Annotated in this window: 20 protein-coding genes; 9 read left to right on the forward strand and 11 right to left on the reverse strand. The window is 32.9% G+C overall.

Going from position 1 to position 21,437, the window contains the following annotated elements:
- The first annotated feature begins 4 nt into the window (after nt 1–4).
- From B0X80_RS08210 to B0X80_RS08250, 9 genes are all read left to right on the forward strand, one after another.
- Nucleotides 5–397 (forward strand): hypothetical protein, encoded by a 393-nt coding sequence (locus B0X80_RS08210; protein WP_139345300.1) that lies wholly within the window; start codon nt 5–7, stop codon nt 395–397.
- On the forward strand, nt 394–1,086 hold the full coding sequence (locus tag B0X80_RS08215; RefSeq protein ID WP_175623906.1) for a type II secretion system protein: 693 nt from the start codon (nt 394–396) through the stop codon (nt 1,084–1,086). Before B0X80_RS08210 ends, B0X80_RS08215 begins: the two co-directional genes overlap by 4 nt.
- Complete coding sequence (locus tag B0X80_RS08220; RefSeq protein ID WP_175623907.1) at nt 1,070–1,927, forward strand: type II secretion system minor pseudopilin; 858 nt, start codon at nt 1,070–1,072, stop codon at nt 1,925–1,927. The genes B0X80_RS08215 and B0X80_RS08220 overlap by 17 nt, the downstream gene beginning before the upstream one ends.
- Nucleotides 1,911–2,909, forward strand: coding sequence for a hypothetical protein (locus B0X80_RS08225; protein WP_077339391.1), 999 nt, complete (start codon nt 1,911–1,913; stop codon nt 2,907–2,909). The genes B0X80_RS08220 and B0X80_RS08225 overlap by 17 nt, the downstream gene beginning before the upstream one ends.
- A complete protein-coding gene (locus tag B0X80_RS08230; RefSeq protein ID WP_077339393.1) occupies nt 2,906–3,451 on the forward strand; it encodes a hypothetical protein in 546 nt (181 codons plus the stop codon). Before B0X80_RS08225 ends, B0X80_RS08230 begins: the two co-directional genes overlap by 4 nt.
- Nucleotides 3,448–3,936, forward strand: a complete 489-nt coding sequence (locus tag B0X80_RS08235) for a hypothetical protein (protein ID WP_077339395.1) — start codon at nt 3,448–3,450, stop codon at nt 3,934–3,936. The genes B0X80_RS08230 and B0X80_RS08235 overlap by 4 nt, the downstream gene beginning before the upstream one ends.
- Nucleotides 3,933–5,975, forward strand: a complete 2,043-nt coding sequence (locus B0X80_RS08240) for a secretin N-terminal domain-containing protein (RefSeq protein WP_077339397.1) — start codon at nt 3,933–3,935, stop codon at nt 5,973–5,975. The genes B0X80_RS08235 and B0X80_RS08240 overlap by 4 nt, the downstream gene beginning before the upstream one ends.
- A 134-nt stretch (nt 5,976–6,109) precedes the next feature.
- Complete coding sequence (locus B0X80_RS08245) at nt 6,110–7,456, forward strand: lipopolysaccharide biosynthesis protein (RefSeq protein ID WP_077339399.1); 1,347 nt, start codon at nt 6,110–6,112, stop codon at nt 7,454–7,456.
- The gene (locus B0X80_RS08250) at nt 7,453–8,646 is read left to right on the forward strand and encodes a polysaccharide pyruvyl transferase family protein (RefSeq protein ID WP_139345301.1); all 1,194 of its coding nucleotides are present in this window, start codon (nt 7,453–7,455) and stop codon (nt 8,644–8,646) included. Before B0X80_RS08245 ends, B0X80_RS08250 begins: the two co-directional genes overlap by 4 nt.
- Before the next feature lie 132 nt (nt 8,647–8,778).
- On the opposite strand, the gene B0X80_RS08255 is transcribed toward B0X80_RS08250, so the two are convergent.
- The 11 genes from B0X80_RS08255 to B0X80_RS08305 form a co-directional block, all read right to left on the reverse strand.
- Complete coding sequence (locus B0X80_RS08255) at nt 8,779–10,701, reverse strand: hypothetical protein (RefSeq protein ID WP_077339403.1); 1,923 nt, start codon at nt 10,699–10,701, stop codon at nt 8,779–8,781.
- A 169-nt stretch (nt 10,702–10,870) separates the two neighbouring features.
- A complete protein-coding gene (rfbD, locus tag B0X80_RS08260; RefSeq protein ID WP_077339405.1) occupies nt 10,871–11,752 on the reverse strand; it encodes a dTDP-4-dehydrorhamnose reductase in 882 nt (293 codons plus the stop codon).
- Nucleotides 11,753–11,812: 60 nt separating this feature from the next.
- Complete coding sequence (gene rfbB, locus B0X80_RS08265; protein WP_077339407.1) at nt 11,813–12,874, reverse strand: dTDP-glucose 4,6-dehydratase; 1,062 nt, start codon at nt 12,872–12,874, stop codon at nt 11,813–11,815.
- A 36-nt stretch (nt 12,875–12,910) separates the two neighbouring features.
- Nucleotides 12,911–13,459, reverse strand: a complete 549-nt coding sequence (rfbC, locus tag B0X80_RS08270; RefSeq protein WP_077339409.1) for a dTDP-4-dehydrorhamnose 3,5-epimerase — start codon at nt 13,457–13,459, stop codon at nt 12,911–12,913.
- A complete protein-coding gene (rfbA, locus tag B0X80_RS08275) occupies nt 13,459–14,337 on the reverse strand; it encodes a glucose-1-phosphate thymidylyltransferase RfbA (protein WP_077339411.1) in 879 nt (292 codons plus the stop codon). Before rfbA ends, rfbC begins: the two co-directional genes overlap by 1 nt.
- 26 nt (nt 14,338–14,363) lie before the next feature.
- Entirely contained in the window at nt 14,364–15,407 is a 1,044-nt protein-coding gene (locus B0X80_RS08280; protein WP_077339413.1) for a DUF1972 domain-containing protein, read from the reverse strand.
- A gap of 2 nt (nt 15,408–15,409) precedes the next feature.
- The gene (locus B0X80_RS20440; RefSeq protein WP_175623908.1) at nt 15,410–16,531 is read right to left on the reverse strand and encodes a glycosyltransferase family protein; all 1,122 of its coding nucleotides are present in this window, start codon (nt 16,529–16,531) and stop codon (nt 15,410–15,412) included.
- A 192-nt stretch (nt 16,532–16,723) separates the two neighbouring features.
- The gene (locus B0X80_RS08290; protein WP_139345302.1) at nt 16,724–17,662 is read right to left on the reverse strand and encodes a glycosyltransferase family protein; all 939 of its coding nucleotides are present in this window, start codon (nt 17,660–17,662) and stop codon (nt 16,724–16,726) included.
- A gap of 33 nt (nt 17,663–17,695) precedes the next feature.
- The gene (locus tag B0X80_RS08295) at nt 17,696–18,994 is read right to left on the reverse strand and encodes a hypothetical protein (protein WP_175623909.1); all 1,299 of its coding nucleotides are present in this window, start codon (nt 18,992–18,994) and stop codon (nt 17,696–17,698) included.
- 2 nt (nt 18,995–18,996) lie between these two features.
- Nucleotides 18,997–19,920: a hypothetical protein gene (locus B0X80_RS08300; protein ID WP_077339419.1), complete on the reverse strand. Its 924-nt coding sequence runs from the start codon at nt 19,918–19,920 to the stop codon at nt 18,997–18,999.
- 10 nt (nt 19,921–19,930) lie between these two features.
- On the reverse strand, nt 19,931–21,433 hold the full coding sequence (locus B0X80_RS08305) for a lipopolysaccharide biosynthesis protein (RefSeq protein WP_175623910.1): 1,503 nt from the start codon (nt 21,431–21,433) through the stop codon (nt 19,931–19,933).
- Nucleotides 21,434–21,437 lie beyond the last annotated feature (4 nt).

Raw genomic sequence — 21,437 nt, forward strand, 5'->3', positions numbered from 1 at the left:
GGGTATGACATTAGTTGAGGTATTAATTGCGGGTATAATTCTTTTTATCTCAATTAGCGTTATTAGTATGGTTGCTCGTACAAAAATACTTAATGAGCAAAAATTAATTAAAGCGATTAATCAGGCATATTTAGCTGAGTTTTCACAAGGCACGATTAAATACCATTTACAATATACACAAGATAGACAAGGGCGGATTGTTATTGCAGGTAATATTTATTTATGGAGTGCACAAATAAAAGATGCGAAACCTGCAATGAGGGCGTTAGTTAACTCTGATGGTAATGATGTGAGTACTAATGATAGCTTACTCACAATTTATAACGTTGTTATTACACGTGAAGGTAGTGAAAATCAGGTTTTTGAATTTGCACAGCTATTATGGAAAAGCTCATGAAGAGCAATAAAGGTTATACCCTTATTGAAGTGCTTGTTGCTATGGTTATTTTTAGTGTACTAATAACATTGGCTGTTTCTTCGTATCGTTATTTTTTTACTTCTGTTGGAGATAAGAAAAATCAAAGTTATGCATTATCTTTACTTACACAACGTAAGATAATTAATACAAGTATTAAAGGGTTAGAGGCGTATTATTATCTTGATTATGATAATAAATCTGTTTTGTTTTTTAATGGTAAAAAAGAAAGTTTTTCTTTTGTTTCTTATCAACCTAGTTATCTTGATGAACCTTTGGTTGTATCAACATTTTTTATTGCAGAGTCAGGCAAAGAGCTGCGTTATTGTGAAAGACCGTTAGGAAGTTTAGCGTTAATTAATTATATGTTTAGGGACTCAGATTGCCCTGTAAGTCATTTGTATTTTGAAGGTGAAAGTATAAGTTTTTCTTATTTTGGTTGGAAGGATGCTTTTGAGCTTGATAATTTTTATTCAGAGTATTTAAATGTTGCAATTAAACCTCAGCCTAAGTGGCGCTTTCAATATAATAGTGCTGAAACACTGACTTTACCTTTATTTATAAGAATTCAGCACGCTACGAGCAATAGTTTATTACCCAATGAATTTATGTTTGAGTTACCGCAAGAGTTACCTGAAGCTAAGCGAGAGAAAAATGCATTTTCAGGTTAAGAAAAAAAATCAAACAGGGGCTGCATTGCTAATTGTTATAATGATTACGGCAATTATGTCGATTATTATGACCTTGATGTTGCATCAAAGTCGTTTAGATATGAAGTTAACTGCACTTGTAAAAAATAGAACAATAGCAGAATTAAGTTTAGAAACGTTACAGTCAACATTTGTTTTTGATCTGATGACGACTCCACTTCATTTAGTTGGCCCTAAATATACAAATGATGAGTTTATTTTTGATTCATTAGTTTCTGATTTTAAAGGTTCTGTTGCTGTAGTTGATAAAATGTCTATATCAGTACAAGATCTTGGGGGAATGGTTTCATTAAAACCTTATGATGAGAAGAATTTTAATCGATTGTTAATTCAACAAGGATATTCTAACGATATGTTATTAGCCTTTAACGATAAGCTAGAAGATTGGCAAGATGTTGATTCGTTAGTGCGCCTTGAAGGAAAAGAAAAAGGAGATTATGCTGATTATCCTTTTTTTCCTTCAAATATGTCTTTACAGTCAGTTAATGAGCTTGCTTATATATTAGAACCTACTGTTTTTAAAAATATAAAACCTTGGATTGTTCTTTATGGTCAAGGGGATATCAATAGACAATTTACCCCTGAGGCTTTATACTCCGCGGCTGGTATCGAAGTAACAAAAAATAAGGAAGGCACCTCAAATTATAGTGGTGGAGAGGGGGCGTATGTATATCCATCAGGACGTTATTTTATCAAATTATCATTTAAAGATAGGGGTGTATCTTTAAATAAACAATTTCTCTTAATTAGGGGGCTAGATACTTTTCAGCCTTTTTTTGTAGCAAATGAAAAACTATTTTAGTCGTCTATTTTCTATCGGTACTTATTTTAATATTAGTTATATTTTTAATATAAAAGAAGGATTAGGCCGATTAACCGATATTACAGATAAACGTAAAAGAGTAAATATTTGCTTACTTGAACGTGACTCATATTGGTTAGCCGAACGACGTTATACTAATATTAATATTATTGATTTACCTAAACTGATAAAAGCTGAAATAGCAACTATTGCACCATTTCCTGGGCGTGTTTTTTGGAATATTAAAACGTTAAATACCTCTCAAGCTACTGTTGTTTATGTTGTTGTTCCTATTAAATATATTGAAGAAATTATTGGTAAGTGTCATTTTGTATATCCAAAAGATTATAACTTTTTTTCTTTGTCATCTAATGCTAAAAATTTAGATCCTAGTAGTAATTTAGCTCTTGATTTACCTATTGTTCAAGTTGAAGCGAATACGAGCTTCACGGAAGATTTCAAAAAAACTAATATATTTAATTTAGCTGGTTTTTATTTATTTAAAAACAAAGATAAAATTAATACAAAACAGAAGGTTTCTTTTAAACAATTGGCTTTAATTATCTGTGCTAGTGTCACTCTCTTTACGGTGGTCTCTTCCGCTTATCTTAGCTTTAATTTAAGTTACGTTGAAAGTGAAATAGCTGAGAATAGTTCTGCAGTTGAACAAGCGCTTAAAACCCAAAGTGAATTAAAGGTTAAATTTGAGTCTAAAAAAGAGTTTGATACTTTTTCTAAAGAAAATAAAAATGTACTAGCTATTTTTAGCCATTTGAATTTTAAAGATGAAAAGTATCGAATTGAACGTCTCGAACTTCACCCTAAGGGTTTTAAAATAACGGGGACTTCTGAAACGTCAGCCACTAATTTACTCTCTATTTTACTAAGCTCTCCAGGAATTAGCGAAGCTAAGTTTGACCGTGCAGTTTCAAAAAATAGATCCGGTGAGGATGTTTTTGTTATTGAGGTAACTTTTTCATGAGCAGTTTTACATTAAATATTAAATCTGTAGGGTTAATCGCAATTATCGTTATATTGTTGTCAGAATATGCTGTATTACCTTGGTTTGATTGGGTTGATGAGACAAAGCAATCAATAGAAATGAAAAAATTGACATTATCGAAACAAGAAAGATTAATTGCTAAAGCGGCCTTATTAGAAGAGCAAAGAGACTTATTGGCTACAGAGTTTATTCCTCGATTAGCTGATTTAAGTATTGTTAAAAAAAATCAAGATTCAGCCGTTCTTTGGCTACAAGAAGTTGAACTGCAATTAGCTAAGTACGATGTAACAATTAATTTAAAATCACCACAACGTGAAGTTGATATTAATGATGATTTTGCTGTTTATGCAGGTAGATTGAATGTAAAAGGCAATTACAGTGATATTCTAAATTTACTCGATAAGTTAGAAAATTATAAAATAGGTAATCGTATACGTCAGTTACGATTAAATAGTAATAAAGCTAACCCTACAAATGTAACGGCAGATGTTGAATTTTTGAAGGTGTTTAAACGCTCATGAGGAATTTAGCTATTGCATTGGTTGTGGTTTGTGGTTTTGTGTGGTTGTTTTTTACTACAATTTTGCTTGAAGATACGGATAATGATAACGGAGTATCTTTAGAGGAAGTGAGTAGTCTTCAGATGAAAAATTCAGGTGACGCTACTGCAGATATAAAAAATCTTGCTCTATTACTTGGTGTTGAATATCAAGAAGAAAATGAAAAGGAAGTAGAAATTAAAACTACTTTAGATGTTGAAATTGGTGTTGTTGTTATATATACCTCTGAAAAAAATCTAAAGGTTCGCGTTAGAACACTTGTTAACGGCAAGCAAGAGCAGCGAGATATGGTTATAGGAGATAAGCTTTATAATTTTGTATTGACGGCTATAACTCCAAGCTCAGTAGAGTTAAATGACGGCGAAAATATAATAATACTCAAAGTTTTTAAAAATACTGTCATTTCAGTGACTGATTTACCGAAGGAATCACCAGACTTATTATGAAAACGTTTCATATAAAAAATTTAGTGTCTACGCTAGCGTTATTATCATTAGTTGCTTGTTCTAATATAGGGCGAGTTGACAATAAAACGCTAGACTCAACTCAACTCAGAAACTCTGAAATAAAAGTTTCTCCCTCTATTTTACGCTCTAACGATATATCTGATACGGAACAGAACAACAAAGAAGTACCTGAAGATAGAAATAATTCAGTACTTAAGGTAACCAATGTTCCAGATTTAGGTGGTATTAATCAGGTGTTAGATAACTCTACATCAACACTTGAACTAGAGGGGGAGCCTGTTACTTTTGTTGCAGATCAGTTAAGTATTAAAGAGTTTTCACATAAAGTGTTTAATGAGTTGCTTAATATTAATTATGTACTCGCTCCAGAATTAGCGAGTTCTAAAACGAATTTAACACTCAATATCTCTACTCCTATTTCGCGTACTGAATTTTATACTTCAGTTAATGAAACCTTAACTCAAAATAAAATTAATACTTATAGAAAAGGCGATATTTTATATTTAACAAAATCTTCAGGTGATAATAAAAAGAATAATATTGCATTAGGGATTGGCGTTAATGATGATGACGTTCCTGATATTAGTGGTCAGATCACTCATATAGTGCCTTATACCTATAGTGAAAGTCGTAACATATCAAGTATTATGAAAAAGCTGGCTACAGCCAAAGTAACGATTAATTCAGCCCAAAAGCTGATTATTTTGGAAGGTGAACGAGAAGAGATTATTCGTGCACTGAAAATCATTAATATGCTAGATGTGCCAAGAGCTTTTGGCCGTAAAATTAGATTATTCGAATTTGCACACATGACTCCTGAGGATGCAATAGACCAAATTACGTCTTTATTACAGGAAGATGGTTTTTCAATTAATGCTCCTGGTGATATTTCTTTTGTACCAATGGCAAGAATTAATTCTTTTGTTGCTTATGCTGCTAGTGAAGAAGTTATTAACAGAATTAGTTATTGGGCTAATAAATTAGATGTTCCTTTAGCGGGTGATCAAAAACAATATTTTGTTTATAAGCCTAAATATGCAAAAGCTGAAGAAATGAAAAGTGCGTTGAGTGGTTTGTTATCTGGTAGTTCAACTAAGGCTTCTAATCAGTCATCAGGAAGTCAGAGTAAGCAAGTAGGTGTTGATTCTAGTAATAGTTCATCTATGCAATTTAATTTAGATAAGCAACAGAATGCTTTGATTTTTAATACAACGCCAATAGAATATAAGAAGATATTGTCTTTATTAGAAAAAATAGATGTGTTGCCTGGACAAGTTATTTTAGATGTAACTATTCTTGAAGTAACACTAAAAGATGATATGAAATCAGGAATTGATTGGCTATATAATAATGCAACGTCTTTACCTAATGCCACTAAGGTGGATTTTTTGAGTTCTGGTTCTATTGCTGGTTTTTTTACTTCAGGTGATTGGCAATCGAACTTTAATTGGAGTGAGGAGCAAGACGATGCTCGTGTTATCTCTAGGCCTTATTTAATTGTAAGAGATGGTGAATCTGCATCGATCACGTCGGGTGACCAAATACCTATCATTACTCAAGTAGTTGAGGACACAGGTAATACAGGATCAGTATCGAATTCAGTTCAATATCGTTCAACCGGTGTGAATGTATCGTTAACGCCTACGATTAATTCTAATGGTGTTATTTCATTAAGTGTTTCTATGTCAGTAAGTAGCAGTAAGGCGAGTGCAAACACACAAGTACAAACACCGACTATTACTAATCGTGCTATTACAACTGAAATTATTGCAAGAAATGGTCAAACAGTAGCTTTAGGCGGATTGATTCAAGAAAATAAAAATGCGATAGATAATGGTGTGCCAGTGCTTGGTAGTCTACCTATTTTAGGTAAGCTCTTTTCAAGCACAACAGACACTTTTACTCGAACAGAATTAGTCATGTTAATAACAACTAAAATTGTTAGAGATTCGTTACAAGTGGATGAATTTAGTGAAGCAATGGCTGAGCTTTATAGCGCACCAATTGTTATTAAATAGTTATAGAGACCAAAGCGTTTCCAGTGTTTTTATTTTAATATTTAATAATCATGTATTTAGTGAATAAGTACATGATTATTAGATTACCATACAATTCAGAGTTATCAGCGCAGCAGGCAATTGTTGTGTAAAGTGTGAGAATTTCAATAATTTTGCCTTCTTTTATCAAATGTTTATCTCGAAATAAAATCATTAGGAATGTTTTAATTGTTTCTAGTGGAACTGCGGGCGCTCAAATAATCTCATTGCTTGCGTCTCCAATTATTACACGCTTATACACACCTGAATCAATTGGAATGTTAGGTAGCTTCATGGCAATTGTTGCTATTTTATTACCTATAGCAGCATTAAGTTACCCTATTGCTATTGTTTTACCTAAGAGTCATGGTGATGCGATCAAGGTTGCTAATAATTCTTTACGGATAGCAATTTTTTTTACTATTGCTTTAACTGTAATGATTTTACTTTTTCAAGAAAAATTAATTAACCTTATAGGCATGGAGGGGAGTAGTACTTTATTTATAGCGTTAAGTTTACCCTTAGCGATACTTATTAACACTTTACTTGCTATTTGTACTCAATGGGCGATACGTCATAAACTGTTTGTTATTAATGCGCAAGCAGTTGTTGCTCAATCTTTAACACTTAATGGTACTAAAATTCTATTCGGCTTACTCGCTCTTCCATTAGGTAAGGTCTTAATAGTATTAACGATTTTAGGATCTTTATTACAAAGCATAGTGCTATTGCTCTTAATGAAGCTTAAAAAGAAAGAAGAGCTTAAACTCCCTCTGAATGCTTCTTTTGATAGTACGTTAATAAAACAATATAGAGAGTTTCCTTTCTACCGCAGTCCTCAAGGCTTACTTGCTAACCTTAATCAAAATATTCCAGTAATATTATTGGCTAGCTTATTTGGGGCTGCTTCTGTTGGGTTTTATGCTTTATGTCGAACAGTATTGCAGCTTCCAGTAACACTTATCGCCAAGTCGGTAAATGATGTTATTTACCCACAAATTAATCAAACGAGTATTAATAATAAACCAATTAGCACTTTGATTATAAGAGGCACACTGTGGTTGTCTATTTTAGGACTTGCGCCTTTATTGCTTTTTATTGTTGTTGGCCCTGATCTTTTTTCGTTAGTTTTTGGTGATACATGGCAGAAAGCAGGAGAAATTTCTCAGTGGCTTAGCGTATGGTTTTATTTTAATTTTATCAATCGTGCCTGTGTTGCTGCTATTCCTGTGTTAAGACTAGAACGATTTTTGTTACTTAACAGTTTACTCAATTTTATTTTATCTAGTTTAGGTTTTTACATAGGCTATAACATTTTTGATAATGACGTGTACGCGGTTGCTATGTATAGTTTATTTGGGATAATCCCTCAGATTATTATTATTTCATTTGTTATTTTTTCTGCGAAGAAACATGATAAGCAATTGCTTGACTACAAAGAGTCTACGGGGAGTTCAGTTTGAAAAAGATAGTGCTATACGGTGCATTCGATAGATATAATTATGGCGATAATATTATGCCAATATTATTTGAAATGTTTATTGAAAAGTATGTAAAGCACCTCTTTAATGAGTTTTCTTTTGAATATGCAGCAATTAGTGATTCTAATCTTACCAAGTATCTCTGTAATGAAACAAAAAGTATCAATGATTTGACTGATAGCTTGCCAGAAGGCTCGGTTATCGTAGTGGTAGGTGGTGAAGTTTTATGTACGAAGAATCAATCATTATATTTACACATGCAAGGTAATGGTTTACACCATTTTGCTCTAAAAGTATTCCGCAAGATTTTTCCTGATTTTTTTGACAGATATGCCAATGCACGTTATTCAAGTCGATGGCAATACCCTTTTATTCCACCATTAAATGCATTCTCTCAACCTATTAAGGTTATATTTAACACCGTTGGCGGTGACGTGAAAAGTTTATCGGAAACAGAGTTAAAAGATGTTTCTTCTCGATTTTCACAGGCGAGCTACATTTCTGTACGTGATAAAAGAACCTTTGATGAAATCAGCCCGCTTTATAAAGACACTGTTTTAGCCCCCGATTCTGCTTATATTATGTCTGATTTACTCAGTCAAGGTGAACTACTGGCTAAGGCTGGCAATTCTATTGCTGATAAATTACCTGAGCAGTACCTTGTTTTTCAAGCTGCTCCTGGGAAAGTTGGTTGTTCGGTTAGTGATTTAACGAGTTTAGTTGCTGATTTAGCCAAGGGTTGCGATAAGAGCGTTGTATTGTTACCAATAGGTTATGCTTCGGGACATGATGATTGTGATTTACTAAAAAAAGTGCATAAAGCTTTGCCAGCACAAACGATGTTATTGCACGATTTAAATATTTGGGAAATTATGTATGCTATTAAAAATGCCGATGTATTTATTGGTACTAGTTTACATGGTGTTATCACGGCAATGTCTTACAGTGTGCCTCACTTTGGCATCAACCCTAAGGTAAGTAAACTTGATGCCTTTTTGAAGGAATGGAGTGTAGCACCTTTTAATCAATGTTATGCCATAGAGGAGCTTGTAACCTTGCCTAAGCTTATTAATGAAAAAAGCATGATTGAGTTTCAGGCTAAATCTAAAAATAGCGTAGAGCAGGTTAAGCAAAACTTTCATCGTATTATTGATGCTATAAGTACAAGATAAAAGTCTTTAGCTTATTTAATAGACATAAATAATAGACTGTATGTGCTATTAAAATTAATTGATGGTACGTTGAAAATTTATTAAACTTCAACGTACTTTCATTGTAGTGTTACCTATCAAGTATTGTACTTATTAAGGAGCGGGTGTAAAAGTGTATATCGCATTATCGACTACTAGATACCAAGTATCGTTAATATACATACTTTTACCTACACTTGCGCCTAAGGTGGTTAATTGCCCATCGGCTTTACTAAAATAACGCTTGTTACCAAATGAAAACATAACATCGCCGTTATCAGCAAGTGCTTCTAATGATAAAGATGGAGAACCATAGCGTCCATCATAAGTAAAAGATGTTCTTTGTTTTATCTCACCACTAGGAGAGCGACTTACGAAATTTACTGGTGATGCATATATTATCCAATTATTATTTATTTTGTATTTAATTTTTCCAGGATGGTTAGTGTCTCTTTGACCGCCATAACCGTACAGGGCAGACTCACTCTCGAATAGTACATTATCGCCATCATGCAATATCATTTGATAACGTTCTCCAATTCCGGTGTGCATAATTTTAACTGAAAGAAATGCTGTGCCTGTTTTATTTATGACAGGTTGCTCGCTATCATTGGTGATAAGTGTCGGCTGATCATTTTTATATAATAATATACCTGGGGTGTCTCTTATACCCCAATGGCCTATGCCACTTGCTACGATGGTTCCATTATTAGCAATGTCGTAAGTACAACGTGGGTCTGTATCTATAACCGTATTGGTTTGGGTGGATAGTGTTCTTCTATATAGCATGTCATCCACACAAAATACGGCATAATCCCCAGCAGTTTGTACAGGTGAGGTCGCTCCTAATGGATAGAGTTCATTGTTATTCCAATCGAATGATGTATTGTACTCTGTTTCAAAAACAGCACCTCTAGGTGTTAAATAATTCCCTCTAACTGATAAATATGCACCCGATGTTTTCACTCTATAAAGCCCTGGTACATCGATGCTCTCAATGTTATCGGTGGTTAACTCCGCGATATGTAATTCGTTAACATCTAAACCGTTTGAGGTTAATTCTTCTTTAATTAGTGCTCTTTGTCCGTCAAAATCTAGCACATCTCCTGTGAATTTTTTTACTAACGTCACATTCACAGCATCTTCGCTAACAAAAAGGGAGATTATTTTTGTGGCTACTTGACCTGTATTATTTGTAACCTCAATCGTTAACGAGACCTTTTCGCTGCTAAAGTTAGATAAATCAATTGTCTGGTTAAGTTGATTGGTTGATGAAGCTAATATAGTGTCTTCGTGCTTTATTGTTATTTGACAATCACCTGAGCTTTCTTCAGCACAACTTATATCAAAGAGGGGTTGGGTATTAACAAAGTCATCATCCTGGGGTGCTTTAATGCTAATAACAGGAAGGTTGTCGATGGTTATTTGTTTGGTAGCGGTCGAGGTTATATTAAATATATCTTCAGCGATAATATTGAGCGTGTAATTACCATTAGGCAAACTAGTTAAGGGGAGATAACCTGAAACTAATATATCATTATTATTATTATTCGTACTTCTATTGCTTATTATTGCACTGTGACTTTCAACTTCAGCTGTAACTCTTCTAAGGGGATCATGCGAAATAACTTTCAATTGTATATAGGTATCATCATTTACAGATTCATCGTCTCTTGGGTGGATAATATCGATGATTCTTAACGGCACAATTTCAATTGTTAAAGGAGTGCTGGCTTTGACACCTGCTGCATTCTCAACAGTCAAGGTGTAGGTAGTAGTATTGTTAGGTCTTACTGCTTTAGAACCTCCAGAAGTAATATTACCAATACCGAGATCTATCGTGCCTTGACCATTGCTAAACACAGCTGTTAATTTTACTTCTTCACCGATTGTTATTTCGCTCATTGAAGCAGTAAAACTTGATATTACAGGTGCAGGAATAGGTTCCGATGCAGGTTTGTCATCTCCACTGCTGCCGCCACAAGCGGATAAAAGAAAAGTTATTGCTAAATAAATACTAAGTAGTAGTTTGTTCAAAATATTCCATCCAAATATAAGTCCATTTTTATTTGGGTGGATTATATCAGTAACAACCATCGAATGTTATGGTTTTTACATTTACATTTACATTTACATTTACATTTAGATTTACATTTACATTAGATGAGAAGATAAGTTTTTAATTTCAAAGTGTTATTTTTTGTTTTTATAAAGAGCGGGACGAGGCTTTATAGTTCAACTTTTTAATACACTCTGTTAAATGTCTAGTCCAATGTTTGCTTGGTTCAATAGGATAAGAATTACTAGCATTTAATAAGCTGAAAATTGGTCTTGTTGCTGGTGTTGGGTAACTACTAGCAGGGATAGGTTTAATTGGGATTTTTTTTGATAGTAATTTATTATTAAAAGCGATCTCTTGTATTGCAACAGCAAAGTCATACCAGGAGGCAACACCGTAGTCACTCCAATGATAAATAGGGCTAATGGTTTCTTTTTTAGTAAGCTTCCATAAAAATTTAGCCAGACCTTCGGCATAGGTAGGGCAACCAATTTGATCACAAACTACGCCAAGCTCTTCTTTTTCTTGCATCAATCTCAGCATGGTTTTAACAAAATTATTACCATGAGATGAATATAACCAAGAGGTTCTAACAATGGCACTATTTTCAGAGTAGTGCGTTGTGATAGCTTGCTCACCAGCTAATTTTGATGCGCCATATATGCTACAAGGATTAGTTTTGTCGTCAACGTTGTAGGCTTTGTTCTTTTTACCATCAAAAACGAAATCGGTAGAAACATGTATTAATCTTGTATTGCTTTTCTTGGCAATAATGGCAAGATTTTCTACTGCTTGTTGATTTAATAAATAAGCTGCATTGCTGTCTGTTTCAGCCTTATCTACTGCGGTATAAGCTGATGCATTAATAATAACTTTAGGTTTATAAGTATTAATAGCTTTTTCTAGAGATGTTACATCACTAACGTCAATATCGCTTCTGCCTAAACAGAGATGCTCAATACCTGTTGGTTTGTTAGACGTTAGTTCATTTGCTAATTGGCCACTTTTGCCAATAATTAATACTTTCATTTTATTTGTCCTAAAAAAGGCAGCATAAATGCTGCCTTAATAATTAGCTGATTATGCCGTTTAGTTACCTAATCTTTCTCGTTGATAACTACCATCTTGAACATGTTTACACCATTCAAGGTTTGCAAGATACCATTCGACAGTTTTTTTCATACCTGAGGTAAAAGTTTCTTCTGGCTTCCAGCCCAACTCTGAGCTTATTTTATTGGCATCAATGGCGTAACGTACGTCATGACCTGGTCGGTCAGCAACATAGGTAATTAATTGATTAAAATCTGTAATACCATCTGGCTTATTTTCAACTAGGTCATTTAGGTGGTTGCAAAGGGTATTAACCACTTCAATATTTTGTTTTTCGTTAAAGCCACCTATATTATAGGTTTCGCCAATTTTACCGGTTTCAACGACACAAAATAGTGCTTTGGCGTGGTCTTCTACATATAGCCAGTCTCGCACCTGCTTACCATCACCGTAAATAGGGAGTTTCTTTCCATCAAGTGCATTTAAAATAATTAATGGTATAAGCTTTTCTGGGAAATGATAAGGGCCATAATTATTTGAGCAATTAGTTACCACTACAGGTAAATTAAATGTTCTACACCATGCTCTAACGAGATGATCAGAGGCAGCTTTTGAAGCCGAATAAGGCGAGCTAGGGTCGTAAGATGTTTTTTCGGTGAATAAGCCTGTTTTGCCTAAGTCACCATAAACTTCATCCGTTGAGATGTGATGAAATCTAAAACCTTGTTTAGTTTCATCATTGAGTGTCGAAAAGTAACTCCTCGCGGCCTCTAAAAGAGCATAAGTACCTACAATGTTAGTTTGAATAAACTCACCTGGACCATCAATAGAGCGGTCAACATGGCTTTCTGCAGCTAAATGCATTATGTAGTCAGGTTTAAACTCTTTTAAGGTTTTAGTAACAAGGATTTGATCACAAATATCACCTTGAACAAAGTGATAACGTTCGTTATCTTCAATTGATTTTAATGACTCTAAATTACCGGCATAAGTTAATTTATCAAAATTCATTACTATGCTATTTGTTTCATTTATTAAATAGCGAATGAGGGCGGAGCCAATAAAACCTGCTCCACCTGTTACAAAAATTCTTTTACTCATAATATAATTCTACTTTTAATTTATTTAAGCGTAATACTATAGAAAGTATTTAGCATTTTTAAATTGTTTACCTGCTTTGTCTTTTGCTGAAAGTATTGGGCTCTCTCCTTCTGGAATAGGCCAATCAATAGCCAAATCAGGATCGTTCCATAGCACACTTTCTTCATATTCAGGTGCATAATAATCTGTACATTTGTACACAAACTCAGCTGATTCAGAAGTAACAAAAAAGCCATGCGCAAATCCTGCAGGTATCCACATTTGTCTTTTGTTTTCGGCTGATAAATATGTACCAAAAGCTTGGCCAAAACTAGAACTGTTTTTTCTCATATCAATGGCGACATCGTATACTTCGCCTGAAATTACTCGTACTAATTTACCTTGTGCTTGTTTTAGCTGATAGTGCATACCGCGTAATATGCCATGTGAAGATTTGCTATGATTGTCTTGTACAAAAGTAACATCGGCTATATGTTCTTTAAACCAGTCGCTACGAAAGGTTTCAAGAAAAAAACCTCGGTTGTCACCAAATACTTTTGGTTCGAGTATTTTTAAATCAGGAATAGTTGTATTAATAATATTCACTAAAATATTTTCTCTTCAAGTAGATTTAATAAATATTCACCGTAGCCACTTTTTCGTAATGGCTCAGCGATTTCTCGTAACTTTTCTTCAGAGATCCAGCCATTACGAAAAGCTATTTCTTCAGGACAATTAATTTTGAGTCCTTGTCTTTTCTCTACAGTAGCAATGAATTGTGCGGCAGCCAATAAATCATCGTGGGTTCCTGTATCTAACCAAGCTGTACCGCGACTCATTATTTCTACTTTTAATTCTTCTGCTTGTAAGTACTGCTCTATTACATCAGTAATTTCTAATTCACCGCGAGCTGAAGGTTGCACATTTTTTGTTAATTCAACGACTTTATTATCAAAGAAATATAAACCCGGTACAGCGTAATTTGATTTAGGTACTAAAGGTTTTTCTTCTATAGAAATAGCCGTACCTGCTTCATTAAATTCAACAACACCATAAGATCTAGGGTTTGATACATGGTAACCAAAAATTGTAGCTCCAGATGTTTGTTTGGAAGCATTTTGTAAAGATTTAGATAAATCATGTCCATAGAACATGTTGTCACCTAATACTAGTGCTGCAGATTGACCATCTAAAAAATCTTCAGCAATTAAGAAAGCCTGTGCTAGTCCATCCGGACTTGGCTGTATAGCGTAGGTAATATGAATACCAAAAGAGTCACCATTACCTAGTAGGTTTTCATACCTGTGAATTTCTTCAGGTGTAGAAATTACTAAAATCTCTCGAATTCCTGCTTGCATTAATGTTGCAAGAGGGTAATAAATCATAGGCTTATCGTAAACAGGCATTAGTTGTTTACTAACAACCTTGGTTAATGGGTAGAGACGAGTTCCGCTTCCACCAGCTAAAATTATTCCTTTACGCATTAATTAATACCTTATTTAATAAAATTTTAGTTCAATAAATTTAAATATTGCTGTTTAACTATCTTCCATGTGTAGCGACGTTCAGCTATTTTTAGCATATTTTCAGCATTATCGACTGTGTCTGACTGGTTAATAAGCGCGACTAGATCATCAACATTAGAGAAATAGTGAGCACTATTTTCGGTGCTAGCCTTATTATAATTACAATCAAAGGCTAATATTGTTTTGTTAAAGTGCATCATTTCAACAAGAGAAGGGTTTGTTCCACCAGCTGAATGGCCATGAACATAAAAAGAGCACTTTTGTCTGATTTCAAATAATGTTGTTAGGTCATATACGGGAGAGAGCATCTCGATGTTTTTGAAAGTTTGGTATTTCACTTTCATCTTTTTACCAAAATCACTATTATCCCAATTACCAATAAATTTAAGGTTTTTATTGGTTTGACTAAAGCTTTCTAAAATCATTTCAATATTATTTTCAGGTTCAATTCTACATAATGCCATAGCGTAGTCATTATCAATAATTGATAATGCTGATGTTATCGCATGATCGCCACCATAGGCTATAACTTCTGGTATTACGCCATATTCATCAGTGACATAATTAGCTATGGCCTGATTGTCTGCAATTATAGTATCAGAATATTTTACTGCTAGCCTTTCAGAATATTTTAGTAAGTTTTTTGCAAATTTATTCCATTTGCCTCTGCGCCATTCTAAGCCATCAATGTTTGTTACTATTTTAACCTTCGAAAATAACCGAATAAACGGCAAGCAAATACACCCTGATACACCTAAAATAAGTACTTTATCAGCTCCTGTGTAAATAGCATGCAATAATGACCAAATATCATACGGCATACTTTGCACACCATTTGCTTTGAGAGGGATAAAATGCAAATGTGCATTTTTATATTTGCTCGTTTGTTTGTTATATGATTTACTTGAACAATATACGGTTATATTATGTTCATTGTCTTTTTCATCGAGTAAGTTTTCTACTAGCGTTTCAAAGCCGCCGTAACATGCAGGTACTCCGACAGTACCAATAATTGCGATATGGCTCATATTTATTCTCTATTATTCGATTGTATTAGTTGGTCTAGAACGTTTTGTAAACTAACATCTAACTTCCAATCATCTTGAATGGTATCAGATATTAATTTATTACCAGACACTGCATACATGTCTTTAATATCTTCTTGTAATCTTTGGCTTGTATTATAATTTCTTATGAATCGACTATCTATTATTTCGTAGTCTATAGATGTTAAGCAAGGGATGTTATATTTCATATATTCATAAAGCTTTAGCGGGGAACCGTCATGACTTTTTTCTGCTAAATAAGGTAATAGACCAACTTTAAACGTTTGGCATATTTGTGGCACATCCTTATAGGCAAATTTACCGAATGTAGTTATATTTTTTATTGAGGATAATTCATTACCAATTCTTTTATCCATAATTTGACCGTAAATAGCTACGGTGTATGTTTTTGCTATTTCTTTTACAAACTTAAGATCAAATTTATCAGTTATAAAACCTATAAAACCAAAGTCGTAATCAGTTTTTTTTTGTTTTTTATCAATGTTTTCAATAACGTTATTAAAAATTTTATTTGATATAACTTGGGTGTTGGGGGTTTTATACGGGCTGTTGACTTCTAAGCAAACATCAGAGACCCCACTGATAAAGTTAGCGAACTTAGCAATAAAGTGATATTTTTTTTGCACTAGTTGTTTTTCATTAGAGGTAAAGCGATTATGTTTCTTGAAATTATCAATAAAGTCGTACCAATATAGCCATCCATTTAATTGTGCAGGGTTAAAAGTACCAATAGGTAAGAAGTCAAGAAAGACATTAATACATTGTTGTGATTTACTTTCTACAAGGTGCTTATTAATAACTTCAGCATATACATCTTCCGCCCAACTACGTCCTTTAATTGCACCTAATAGGTCTTTTGAAGTGGCATCGTATGTATTGATTTTAGTTATATTTATTTTTTTAGGGCGCGTTTTTTTTAATAGAAGGCGTTCTAAAATTGATACAGGTCTATTTAGTACTGTAATAGAGTGTATGTCGTTAAGTTTTGCGAGTGTCTCTATAAATTGTAAGTCACGTACAGCGGGTCCAAATTCCTCATGAAAATAGGCATCTCTGTAGGGAGCTATGAGTAAATTAATTTTCATTATGAGGCCGCCTGTTTTTATGTTCAACGAGGTAATTTAAATATAAACTTACCAATGATACTGCTCCTATGTGGGTTGTATAGCTATACATATGTATTTGGCTATATTAGCTCTTAATGTGCATGAATAAGGCGCACGCAAGTAGAACTTTAGAGCTAAGTTAGAGCCTTTTTATTTTAAATATGTATTGAATTAATTGTTAATCGTTTTGTTTAATGTGAAACCGTCACGAATAGCTTTGATAAATATTTTGGTTTTTTTTAATTTCAATGAAAAAATAAATTGTAAAGAAAAAATAGTACTAAAGACCGCGATGTTTAACATATATAGGACTTTTGATTGATTACGCTTTAAGCCTAACCAAGTGTTATTTCTAACGGAGTAATAAAGTTGTAAGTCTGATGCGTTACTGTATCTATTATTTAATAGCTTTATACCTTTATGTAAATGAAAACTTTTCTCAAGATCTTCTATTAAGAGAGCTTCAGAGAAAATAATTTTAAAGCTATATTGAGATACTAGTCGGTAGGTATATTCATAATCATCAGCATATAGATAGAGTTCTTTTATTGGGAGTACTCCTGTACTTAATGCTTCTCTACTGAGTAAAAGACCACCATATGGAGCTGCAGCTAAATCGCCAAGGTATGAAGCTGACTCTTTTCTTATTAACGAAAACAAATCACGCCCTAGAAATGAATTAGGGCTACCTAGTACATGTTCTGGTTTTTTTAACTCACTGGCTATTTTGGGTAATGTCCGGTCAGGTCTATGAAAGTAATATAACTCATCATTGTTTATAGTTAAGTTTGATATTGTTTCATAGCAATCTACAGGAACAAGATTGTCATCATCAAGTAATAAAATATATTCAGCGTTATCATGCTGTACTATGTATTGCAGTAATTCACTGTAGCCGCCAGCTGAACCTAAGTTTTCTTCAGAATATAAAAAAAACAATTGTGGCTGCTTATATTTTTCTCGTAATTTTTGATAATTGGTAAGTGATATACCATTGCAGTAAACATAAATATGGATAAATTTTTGTTCAAGTAATCGATCTATAGATTGAAAAAGGAAATTGAGTCTATCACCATAAGTAAGAGTTGCTGCGGCTATATTTTTTGACATATTAATGTTGGGGGCATTTTGAAGCAATGACTACTATACCTTTGTGTAGAATCCGAAAATATTTTTGTTATTATACTCTGTTTTGAATACTAACAGTAAGGGGAATGACCAATAAAAAATCAAGAATATATTTTCATAAAACGAGTTATTTAATATCATTGCAAATAATCCACCTATAAATAGTGTTAGGCAGGCTGCCGTTTCATTATCAGGGGACTTATTGTATATCCATTTTAATTTTATAAACGATATAGCTACAATAATAAAAAAGAGTAATAGCCAAAAAACACCGTTTTGGCTGATAAAATAGTAAAACCCATTATCAAGATAAAAAGTCGTTTGGGCTAACCCTTGAACGAACCCTTTTCCAATAAGTAATTCAAGGAAGTTATTAGGACTTAAAAAGTCAACCCATGCGTTAAATCTTACACCTAAAGTACTCAGTTTTGTAAATATACCTGCAGTAGATGAATGACCAAATCCATAATCAATTATATTTAGAACTAATGGAGTTAATAGCACACCAATGACAATGCATATTATTATTGTTGATATATAATATATAAAAAAGGGGGTTAGAAAACGCCAACAGAAGTACGCCGAAATACTAATTGCTGCTACTGCAATTCCATTACGATTAAAAGTCATAATTAGTAAAGGAATAATAATAAGTAACATCAGTATTTTTTTTATTGAGCTTTTTATATAAAATAAAGCAAACACTATCATAACATTACAATAAAGAGCTAAAGAATAAGCAGAATAAAAAATACTACTGAATCTTAACTGAGTACCTCCTTTATGTGTCTGTATAGGATTTACTATGAGATCGTTTTTCATAAGTACTACAAAAAAATCAGTGACTTCTTTGGGGTTAATAATAAAAGAAATGAATAATAAGGTTGTCATTATTATAGTAAATACGCTCAAGATTAAATTTGATTGTTTAACCGCATTAAACATTTTATCTGGATGTAAATAAGCTAAAAGTATTAGTGTTATTGGAATGATACCTTGAAAAAACAGTGCGATGACGAGATTAAAAAAGGTGTAATTATATGAGTTATCAAAAAGGTAATACAAAATAAATGAAACGTTGTTCCAAGTAAAAAAAACAATTAACAAAAAAGCTAACATTGAAATTTGCTTTCTTAAATATATATGCCCTAAACATAATAAAAAAAACATAGTGTATAAGGGTAAGAATATATAATTAATATTAACAGGGATAAAATGGGTCATTATCTTGAAAAAATCTTTTAAAAGTAAACTTAAAACTAGGAGTGTTAAAAGATAAAATAAACCATTTTTTTTTATATTCGGGAGTTTCATTATTAAGTATTAAAAAAATAATGGTTTATTTCATCTACACAAAGCTTTACATTATTTAAAGATTTTTGTTCTTCATTAGTAATATGTTGCTTAACAAGATGTGCTGTTGAATTTGCTTTTTCAATATTTTCAAAGCCATAAGCTATACCATAACGATCCGTTTCTTTTGGGTACCATTCTGTTTCGCTTGTGTTTTTATCTGGTATAACTATTGATTCACAACCACATAGCACGGCAAATATAGAATATGCTGTATAAGTATCATAAGAGATAAATTGTTTAGATTTTTTAAATACTTTTGCCACCTCTTTGTGAGATAAGTTATCTATTAAAGTTGAGCTGGAAAGATCATGAACTAGTTTTTTATGTTTCCCTTTACGAATACAGTAAGCAACCCCTTTCTTTTTAGCAGGTAATTCTTCAAGATTGTAGTGCTCTAAAGGGTAGTGGATTACTTTTAGCTCTTGTGTTGACGTTTTAGACCCCGGATAGTTGAAATCATCTATAGCACTATTAAATTTGAATAGTAATTCTCCAGGGTTATACATAACTTTTCCTGTATGAAAACCTGGTTGATGTAATAACCATCTTACAACATTCTTAGCTTTAAGTGGATTGCCTAAAACTAATTCAGAATAAATTACAATAGTATCATCACTTATTTTTGGTTTTTTTTGAGGATTCATTATTGGAGTATTTAAACTACTATTGGTCTTATAACCTTTAAATAATGCTTTTATTTCAAATTTTAAAAAAACTATAAGAGTTTTAAAAAAATTATTTTTATCAATAATGAATTGTTCATTATGTGGGTAGAGTCTAGCATCATGTCCTAACTCATTTAATAAATGACACAGCTTGTGTAAAACGACAATTCCACCACTTTTTTCATTGTACGGTGGCGAAAATATGATAAATTTTTGCATTTAGGGTAAATTACTTCTCTGTAACCAATGATATATTGTGAACAATAGTCGTTATGCGACTTTTTAATAACCAGATTGATAATATTAGAATACTAACACATAGTAATCCTACAGTAGCTAGAAGGAAGAATAACTCTAACCTCTCAAGGTTTAAGTGTTCAATAATAGTGTGAAAACTAGCTTGTATTCCCAATGAAGCTGCTGAGACTATAATGATAGCAGGAATTAATACGGTGCTAAAGTATCTAGTTAAGTAAAATTTGAAAGTATATCCGCCCCATAAAATTAAAAATAAGCAGTTATGTAGCATCCAAAATATAGCTGTACCTTCGCCAGGCTGGTTTTTTACAACAAGAAAGGTAATGGGGATTACAATTACACTATATATGATATATGCAATTAAATGCTTCTTTAAATTTTTTAAGGTAAATTGCAATAGAAATGCAAAATTTACCAATACAGCTGCTACATTTCCAATGGCTAGCCATATAATATAATGAGATGCATTTTCAGCCGCTTTTATATCACCGGTCCATGCCCATACTAATTCTTTACCAAAGAATGATATAAATACAGCAAAAGGAATAAATAAAACGGCGGAAAATAATGATGCATTAATCAAAAGCTCACTGTATTTTTTATTATTATTATTTGCTATCAAAGAGGTTAGTCGTGGCATTAATACTTGGTTTATAGGCATGTTTAGTGTGAATATAACTCCTGTAATAGTTACGGCTAATGAGTAATAACCAAACAGTTCTAATGACATTGCTCCAGACAATAATAGTTTGTCTATTTGTGATACGAGTACCCATAATATAGACAGAATAGATAGTTGGGTAGAGAGAACGAGTAAAGTTTTTATGGAAGACGTGATTGGCTTTGCTGATACTTTTGCATTGTTTATTGTCTGTTTAGACTTTATATAAAAGAGTACTTGCAGCGCTAGCCATTCAAGAATGGCAATAACGGCTTGATATGAAAAGTATGCTTTTAATGAGTTATCATATAAATAAAGGATTAATAGCCCAACAGGGTATCGTAATGTTGTAAAGAAAAGGTTGAATATACCGAGAAGGCCATGGAACTCTAAACCAATTAAACCGCTTCGTAATGGTCCACTAAGATACTTGAAGCTCAGTGAAACCATCATAGATTTTATACAAAAAGAAACTACATCAATTGAAAGCGAGGTTTCAAACCAATGTTTAGAAAAGGTTTCTGCAGTGTACGTACCTATTAAGAAAATGATGACTGATATAATAGCGAAAAGTGTATAAATTTTATAAAAATTTTTGAGAAAACTATTAAGGGATAACCTACAGTTTTTTGATAGTGCTATTTGTCTTGAAAGTGTTCCACTAATCCCTGCATCAAAAATCTGTAACCATGTTTGTAATATTAGATAAAATCCAATTAATCCAAAGCCCTCGGCCCCAACAAAAGATATAAGGAGGGGCGTTAGCGCCAGAGTTATAATTGTAGAATATATTTGGGCTGAATAAGTGATCACAAGT

Source organism: Pseudocolwellia agarivorans (assembly GCF_002000085.1).
GTDB lineage: Bacteria > Pseudomonadota > Gammaproteobacteria > Enterobacterales > Alteromonadaceae > Pseudocolwellia > Pseudocolwellia agarivorans.

Excerpts from the sequence above, each read along its gene's own strand:
- B0X80_RS20440 (WP_175623908.1), bottom strand. The coding sequence starts at position 16,531 with ATGAAAATTAATTTACTCATAGCTCCCTACAGAGATGCCTATTTTCAT.
- B0X80_RS08235 (WP_077339395.1), top strand. The coding sequence starts at position 3,448 with ATGAGGAATTTAGCTATTGCATTGGTTGTGGTTTGTGGTTTTGTGTGG.
- B0X80_RS08225 (WP_077339391.1), top strand. The coding sequence starts at position 1,911 with ATGAAAAACTATTTTAGTCGTCTATTTTCTATCGGTACTTATTTTAAT.
- rfbB (WP_077339407.1), bottom strand. The coding sequence starts at position 12,874 with ATGAGTAAAAGAATTTTTGTAACAGGTGGAGCAGGTTTTATTGGCTCC.
- B0X80_RS08230 (WP_077339393.1), top strand. The coding sequence starts at position 2,906 with ATGAGCAGTTTTACATTAAATATTAAATCTGTAGGGTTAATCGCAATT.
- B0X80_RS08295 (WP_175623909.1), bottom strand. The coding sequence starts at position 18,994 with ATGAAACTCCCGAATATAAAAAAAAATGGTTTATTTTATCTTTTAACA.
- B0X80_RS08240 (WP_077339397.1), top strand. The coding sequence starts at position 3,933 with ATGAAAACGTTTCATATAAAAAATTTAGTGTCTACGCTAGCGTTATTA.
- B0X80_RS08280 (WP_077339413.1), bottom strand. The coding sequence starts at position 15,407 with ATGAGCCATATCGCAATTATTGGTACTGTCGGAGTACCTGCATGTTAC.
- B0X80_RS08210 (WP_139345300.1), top strand. The coding sequence starts at position 5 with ATGACATTAGTTGAGGTATTAATTGCGGGTATAATTCTTTTTATCTCA.
- B0X80_RS08290 (WP_139345302.1), bottom strand. The coding sequence starts at position 17,662 with ATGTCAAAAAATATAGCCGCAGCAACTCTTACTTATGGTGATAGACTC.
- rfbD (WP_077339405.1), bottom strand. The coding sequence starts at position 11,752 with ATGAAAGTATTAATTATTGGCAAAAGTGGCCAATTAGCAAATGAACTA.
- B0X80_RS08300 (WP_077339419.1), bottom strand. The coding sequence starts at position 19,920 with ATGCAAAAATTTATCATATTTTCGCCACCGTACAATGAAAAAAGTGGT.
- B0X80_RS08220 (WP_175623907.1), top strand. The coding sequence starts at position 1,070 with ATGCATTTTCAGGTTAAGAAAAAAAATCAAACAGGGGCTGCATTGCTA.
- B0X80_RS08215 (WP_175623906.1), top strand. The coding sequence starts at position 394 with ATGAAGAGCAATAAAGGTTATACCCTTATTGAAGTGCTTGTTGCTATG.
- rfbA (WP_077339411.1), bottom strand. The coding sequence starts at position 14,337 with ATGCGTAAAGGAATAATTTTAGCTGGTGGAAGCGGAACTCGTCTCTAC.